The sequence below is a fragment of the Streptomyces sp. NRRL F-2664 genome (genome assembly GCF_000719345.1).
Taxonomy (GTDB): domain Bacteria; phylum Actinomycetota; class Actinomycetes; order Streptomycetales; family Streptomycetaceae; genus Streptomyces.
On the sequence record NZ_JOFX01000470.1, the window covers coordinates 1 to 313 of the forward strand.

Here is a 313-nt window from a genome sequence, read left to right on the forward strand (position 1 = left end):
GACGGCCCTGGAGTACGGGCGGCCGCTGGCCGGACACGGCCCCGTCATCACCCGCGTCGCCTCCCCCCTCGGCGCCGTCACCGAGATCGCCTACGAGGAAATCCCCGGATCTCCCGTCCCGGCGCTGGCCGCGACCCGCCTGCGCACCCTCGACGACAAGGGCGAGCTCACCGCACCCGAGCAGCGGTTCTCCCCCGCAGTGGAGGAGGGGCGCGCCTACACGGGGGCGGGGGGCGGTTTCGCGGGTGAGGACGATGTCTTCGACCAGCGGACCGGCTTCACCTACACCACCGAGGTCTCCCTCCTGGGCCCC

1 protein-coding gene is annotated in these 313 nt (G+C 73.8%); it reads left to right on the forward strand.

What is annotated here, in order from left to right:
• Positions 1-313 (forward strand): hypothetical protein (locus IF89_RS39970; protein ID WP_043195082.1); only part of this gene is annotated, 313 nt, incomplete at both ends.